We start from the raw sequence: 6323 nt of genomic DNA, 5'->3' as shown, positions 1-6323 counted from the left end.
ACAAAACGATCCCATGGGGCCGATGATGCGTCACCGGCCGCATACGGCGGCCTCGTTGGTGGCACGATGGATCTGGCGGGGGCGCCCGCAGCCGTCCCACAGGTCCACAGGGCCGGTCGGCCCTGGGTGGGGACCTGCGGCCCCTGCCACGCGCATCCTCTGGCCACGAAGCTGGAACCAGGCGCCCGATTCGGGCGGCCCACTCACTCCGGGAGTTGGAGACCATGCCCCGCACCGTCACCGTCGGCCTCGACGGCTCGCCCGAAAGCCGTGCCGCAGCCGAATGGGCAGCCCGTGAAGCCGCACTGCGCGGACTGCCGCTGAAGATCGTCCACGTCTGGGAGCCGGTCCCGGCGCCCATGGCGCAGGCTCCGCTCCTCGGCCCCGAGACGCAGCAGCACTGGAGCGAACGTGTCCCGCGCGAGTCCGCCGAGGGGCTGCGCCTGCGCCACCCCGGAGTCGAGATCACCGCCGAGCAGATCTCCGGCGGGGCCGCCGAGGTTCTCTCGCGGTTGCCGCAGGACACCGAACTGCTGGTCCTGGGCTCCCGAGGCCTGAGCGGGATCAGCGGATTCATGGTCGGTTCCGTGGCCATGAGCGTCGTAGCCCATGTCACCGAGCCCGTGATCCTGGTCCGGGCCGGCGAACAGGCCGCCGACGAACACGAGCTGGACCCGGCGGGTATCCCGTCCGCCGCCGCCCCCTTCCGACCCGTCGTTCTCGGTCTGGACACCGAGAGCCCCGACGACTCCGTCATCGAGTTCGCCTTCGCCGAGGCCGCCCGTCGCTACACCTCCCTGCGGGTGGTCCACGGCTGGAACCCGCCGCCGTACTACGTGTACGGACTCGCCGCCGACCTCGAACTCCACAACGAGCTCAGCCGACAGCGGGCCGAAGCCCTGGCCGAGGTCCTGCGCCCGTGGCGGCAGAAGTTCCCCACTGTCGTCGTCACGGAGGAGTCCCGGTTCGGCCAGGCCGCCAACCACCTGGTCGACGCCTCCCGCGATGCCTCCCTCGTCGTCGTGGGCCGCCGCATCCGCCGCAGCCCGTTCGGCGTCCACATCGGCCCCGTCACCCACTCCGTCCTGCATCACGCCAGTGCCCCCGTCGCCGTCGTCGCGCACGGCTGAACCACCCTGAGGAGCAGACATCATGAAGGCAGCGGTCGTACGGGCGTTCGGTGAGCCCCTGGTCATCGAGGAACGCCCCGACCCCGAGCCCGGCCCCGGCCAGGTCCGGGTCAGGGTGGAGGCCTCCGGGCTGTGCCACACCGACATCCACGCCGCCCGCGGCGACTGGCCGGTCAAGCCCAGCCCGCCGTTCGTCCCCGGCCACGAGGGTGTCGGCCTCGTCGAGAAGCTCGGCGACGGCGTCACCCACGTGGCCGTGGGGCAGCGGGTCGCCGTGCCCTGGCTGGGCAGGGCGTGCGGACGGTGCGAGCACTGCCTGTCCGGCTGGGAGACACTGTGCGAGCTGCAGATCAACACCGGCTACGGGTGCGACGGCGGGTACGCCGAGAAGATGCTCGCCTGGGCCGACTACGCCCAGCCGGTGCCCGACGGGATCAGCGCGCTTGAGGCCGCCCCGCTGACCTGCGCCGGTGTCACCACGTACAAGGCGCTCAAGGTCGCGGAGGTCAAGCCCTCGCAGCTTGTCGCTGTCTCCGGTGTCGGCGGGCTCGGTCACCTGGCCGTGCAGTACGCGAAGATCGCCGGGGCGACCGTGGCGGCGATCGACGTCAGCGACGAGAAGCTGCGGCTGGCCGCGGAACTCGGCGCGGACATCGTGATCGACGCCCGCAAGGACGACGTGGGCGAGGTGCTCCAGCAGTACGGCGGGGCGCACGCGGCGATCGCGCTCGCGGTGAACGAGGCCGCGTTCGCGTCCGTCAACTCCGGGCTGCGGCGCGGCGGGAAGCTCGTCATGGTGGCCCTGCCCGCGCACGGCACGATCCAGGTCCCGATCTTCGACACCGTCCTGCGCGGCACCTCGGTGATCGGCTCCATCGTCGGCACCCGGCAGGACCTCGCGGAGGTCTTCCAGCTGCACGCGGCAGGCCGCACCAGGGTCATCTATGAGACACGTCCCCTCGCGTCCGTCAACGAGTCGATCGACGAGGTCCTGCGCGGCCAGGTGAAGGCCCGGATCGTGTTCGACCTGGGCGCGGGCAGGTGAGGAGGGTGACCATGACGGACCTGCCCCTGGTCGTGGGCGTCGACGGATCCGAGCAGAGCTTCGGGGCCGTGGACTGGGCGGCGGACGAGGCCACCGTGCGCGGGGTGCCGCTGCGGCTGGTGTACGCCTCGCAGTGGGAGCGGTACGAGGGCGATGCCCTGGCCCAGGACCTCGGCCGGAGTCCCGAGCGGATACTCGCGGAGACGATCGTCGAGGCCGCCGACGAGCGGGCCCATCGCCGTCAGGCGGACGTGAAGGTCGTGGCCGAGGTGCTGCCCGAGGAACCCGTACCCGCGCTGCTGCGTGAGGGGCGGAATGCCTCGGCGCTCGTGCTGGGGACGCGAGGACGCAGCGGGATCACCGAGCTGCTGCTCGGTTCGGTGAGCCTCGCGGTCGCGGGCCGCGCCCAGTGCCCGGTGATCGTGGTGGGCTGCGGCCCCGAACGCCGCCCCAGGATCCGGACCGAGCAGCGCGTCGTGCTCGGCGTCGGCGCCGACCCGAACCCGGCCGCCGTGGACTTCGCCTTCCGGGCGGCGGCCGACCGGGACGCGACGCTGCGCGCCGTACGGGCCTGGCGGCGCCCGGCACACGAGACCGTCGACCACCCCCTGCTCACCGGTGAGCCCGCCCGGCTGCACGAGCAGCAGGCCGCGGAGGTCCTGGAGGAAGCGCTGCGCGACACCGCCGCGGAGCATCCGTCGGTGCGGGTACGCCGCCAGACCGTCGAAGGACCGGCCCGCAAGGTGCTGGTGGAGGCCTCGGCCACCGCCGATCTCCTGGTCGTCGGCGCTCAACGCCGTGAGGGACACTTCGGGATCCAGCTCGGCCCGGTCACCCACGCGGCCCTGCACCACTCCGCCTGCCCCGTCGCCGTCGTGCCCCAGCGGGCGTGAGGACTGTGGCCGGCTCAGAGACCCGCCGCGTGATCGGGGACGTACGTCTGCAGATCACGCGGCGGGCGTACGTACCCGGTCGACGGCGGCCGGTGCGGCAGTTCCAGTACCGGCGGCGGGATCTCGTGGTAGGGGAGCGTGCTCAGCAGGTGGGCGATCATGTTGAGGCGCGCCCGGCGCTTGTCGTCGCTCTCGACGACGTACCAGGGTGCCTCGGAGATGTCGGTGTGGACCAGCATCTCGTCCTTGGCCCGGGAGTACGCCTCCCAGCGGGTGATCGACTCCAGGTCCATCGGCGAGAGCTTCCAGCGTCGGGTCGGGTCGTCGAGGCGCTGGCGGAACCGCTCCTGCTGCACGGCGTCGCTCACCGAGAACCAGTACTTGCGCAGCAGGATGCCCGCCTCGGTCAGCATCCGTTCGAAGACCGGGCACTGGCGGAGGAAGAGCTGGTACTCCTCCTTCGTGCAGAAGCCCATGACGTGCTCGACGCCTGCCCGGTTGTACCAACTGCGGTCGAACAGCACGATCTCCCCGGCCGCCGGCAGCTGCTCGACATATCGCTGGAAATACCACTGCGTGCGCTCGCGATCGGTCGGCTTCGGCAGCGCCGCGATCCGGGCCACTCGCGGATTGAGGTGCTCCGCGACCCGCTTGATGGTGCCGCCCTTGCCCGCCGCGTCCCGTCCCTCGAACACGACCACCAGCCGGGCGCCCTCCGCCCGCACCCACTCCTGCAGTTTCACCAGCTCCGTCTGCAGACGGAGCAGCTCCGGCTCGTACACCTTGCGCGGCAGCGTCGTCGTCTTCTTGCCGGCCATGCAGCCTCCACCGTTCGAAACCCACGTCGATGACCCATGGAGCCACGATGCCCAGCGGCGAACACCAGGACAGCAGCACCGTACTGACCGACGACGAACTGCGCACCCTGCACGCCCACTGGCGGGCCGCCAACTACCTCGCCGCCGGACAGATCTACCTCATGGCGAACCCCCTGCTGACCGAGCCGCTGAGGCCCGAGCACATCAAGCCGCGCCTGCTCGGCCACTGGGGGACCTCGCCCGGCCTCAACCTCGTGTACACCCACCTGAACCGGGTGATCAGGGCACGCGGGCTGGACGCACTGTGTATTTGGGGTCCGGGGCACGGCGGGCCGTCCGTGGTCGCCAACTCCTGGCTGGAGGGCAGTTACAGCGAGACCTACCCGGACGTCTCGCGCGACGCGGCGGGCATGGGCCGGCTCTTCAGGCAGTTCTCCTTCCCCGGCGGCGTGCCCAGTCATGTCGCCCCGGAGACGCCGGGGTCGATCCACGAGGGTGGCGAACTCGGGTACGCGCTCGCGCACGCGTACGGGGCCGCGTACGACAACCCGGATCTGCTGGTCGCCTGCGTGATCGGTGACGGGGAAGCGGAGACGGGACCGCTGGCCGCCGCCTGGCACTCGAACAAGTTCCTCGACCCGGTCCACGACGGTGCGGTCCTGCCGATCCTGCACCTCAACGGCTACAAGATCGCCAACCCGACAGTCCTGGCCCGCCTCCCGGAGTCCGAACTCGACCAGTTGCTGCGGGGATACGGCCACATCCCGATCCATGTCACGGGCGACGACCCGATGCAGGTCCACCGCGCCATGGCCGCCGCCTTCGACCAGGCGCTGGAACACATCGCGCGGATGCAGGCCTCGGCCCGCGAGGACGGCGTGGCCGGACGCGTCCACTGGCCCGTCATCGTGCTGCGCACCCCGAAGGGCTGGACCGGTCCGGCCGAGGTCGACGGCGTCCCGGTGGAGGGCACCTGGCGGGCGCACCAGGTGCCGCTGGCCGGAGTACGCGAAAACCCGGATCACCTGCGGCAGTTGGAAGCCTGGCTGCGCTCGTACCACCCCGAGGAACTCTTCGACGCCGACGGGCGGCCCACCGCCGACGTCCTCGCGTGCGTCCCGGTGGGCGCCAAGCGACTGGGCTCCACGCCCTACGCCAACGGCGGGCTGCTCGTCCGCGACCTGCCGATCCCATCCCTCGACCTCTTCGCCGTGCCCGTCGACAAGCCAGGTGTCACCCTGCACGAGCCCACCCGCATCCTCGGCGACCTCCTCGAACAGGTGATGCACGACACGGCCGCGCGTCGCGACTTCCGTGTCGTCGGCCCCGACGAAACCGCCTCCAACCGGCTGCAGGCCGTCTTCAACGCGAGCGGCAAGGCATGGCAGGCCGAACATCTGCCGGTCGACGAACACCTCGACCGGCACGGCCGGGTGATGGAGATCCTCTCCGAACACACCTGCCAGGGCTGGCTGGAGGGCTATCTGCTCACCGGCCGGCACGGCCTGTTCTCCTGCTACGAGGCATTCGTCCACATCGTCGACTCGATGGTCAACCAGCACATCAAGTGGCTGAAGACATCCAGGGAGTTGGCGTGGCGGGCACCCATCGCCTCCCTCAACTACCTGCTGACGTCGCATGTCTGGCGTCAGGACCACAACGGCTTCTCGCACCAGGACCCCGGCTTCGTCGACCACGTCCTCAGCAAGAGCCCCGAGGTCGTACGCGTCTATCTGCCGCCGGACGCCAACACGCTGCTGTCGGTGGCCGACCATGCCCTGCGCAGCCGCGACTACGTCAACGTGATCGTGGCGGGCAAGCAGCCCTGCTTCGACTGGCTGTCCATGGACCAGGCCCGCGCCCACTGTGCGCGCGGCGCCGGGATCTGGGACTGGGCCGGCACCGAGAACGGCGGCGAACCGGACGTCGTGCTGGGCTGCGCGGGTGACGTTCCGACGCAGGAAGTCCTCGCCGCCGCACAGCTGTTGCGCAGCCATCTCCCCGAGCTCGTCGTGCGGGTCGTGAACGTCGTCGACCTGGCCCGGCTGCTGCCGCGCGAGGAACACCCGCACGGGATGAGCGACTTCGAGTACGACGGCCTGTTCACGACCGACAAGCCGGTGATCTTCGCCTATCACGGCTACCCCTGGCTGATCCACCGCCTCGCCTACCGCCGCACCGGCCACCACAACCTGCATGTCCGCGGCTACAAGGAGTCCGGCACCACGACCACGCCCTTCGACATGGTGGTCCGCAACGACCTCGACCGCTACCGCCTCGTCATGGACGTCATCGACCGCGTCCCCGGCCTCGCTGTACGCGCGGCGGCCGTACGGCAGCAGATGGCCGACGCCCGCACCCGCCACCACGCCTGGATCCGCGGGCACGGCACGGACCTGCCCGAGGTCGCCGACTGGACCTGGAACGCCTGAGACAC

Annotated in this window: 5 protein-coding genes; 4 read left to right on the top strand and 1 reads right to left on the bottom strand. The window is 70.8% G+C overall.

Translation table 11 applies throughout. The features are described from left to right. Positions 1 to 224: 224 nt before the first annotated feature. From STRTUCAR8_RS12180 to STRTUCAR8_RS12170, 3 genes are read left to right on the top strand one after another with little or no spacing between them, the layout of a single operon-like run. Positions 225 to 1130, top strand: a complete 906-nt coding sequence (locus STRTUCAR8_RS12180) for a universal stress protein (RefSeq protein WP_006375982.1) — start codon at positions 225 to 227, stop codon at positions 1128 to 1130. 22 nt (positions 1131 to 1152) lie between these two features. Next, positions 1153 to 2175, top strand: coding sequence for a zinc-dependent alcohol dehydrogenase (locus STRTUCAR8_RS12175; RefSeq protein ID WP_006375985.1), 1023 nt, complete (start codon positions 1153 to 1155; stop codon positions 2173 to 2175). An 11-nt stretch (positions 2176 to 2186) separates the two neighbouring features. Beyond that, positions 2187 to 3068, top strand: a complete 882-nt coding sequence (locus STRTUCAR8_RS12170; protein WP_006375980.1) for a universal stress protein — start codon at positions 2187 to 2189, stop codon at positions 3066 to 3068. A gap of 14 nt (positions 3069 to 3082) precedes the next feature. On the opposite strand, the gene ppk2 is transcribed toward STRTUCAR8_RS12170, so the two are convergent. Next, positions 3083 to 3886: a polyphosphate kinase 2 gene (gene ppk2 / locus STRTUCAR8_RS12165; protein ID WP_006375984.1), complete on the bottom strand. Its 804-nt coding sequence runs from the start codon at positions 3884 to 3886 to the stop codon at positions 3083 to 3085. Positions 3887 to 3933: 47 nt separating this feature from the next. Between ppk2 and STRTUCAR8_RS12160 the strand changes: the two genes are divergently transcribed. After that, positions 3934 to 6318 (top strand): phosphoketolase family protein, encoded by a 2385-nt coding sequence (locus STRTUCAR8_RS12160; protein WP_006375978.1) that lies wholly within the window; start codon positions 3934 to 3936, stop codon positions 6316 to 6318. Positions 6319 to 6323 lie beyond the last annotated feature (5 nt).

Origin of the sequence: Streptomyces turgidiscabies Car8 (genome assembly GCF_000331005.1) — a bacterium.
In the GTDB taxonomy this organism is placed as follows: domain Bacteria; phylum Actinomycetota; class Actinomycetes; order Streptomycetales; family Streptomycetaceae; genus Streptomyces; species Streptomyces turgidiscabies.
Note: the sequence above shows the minus strand (reverse complement) of the source record. Positions and strands in the feature narration are given on the sequence as shown.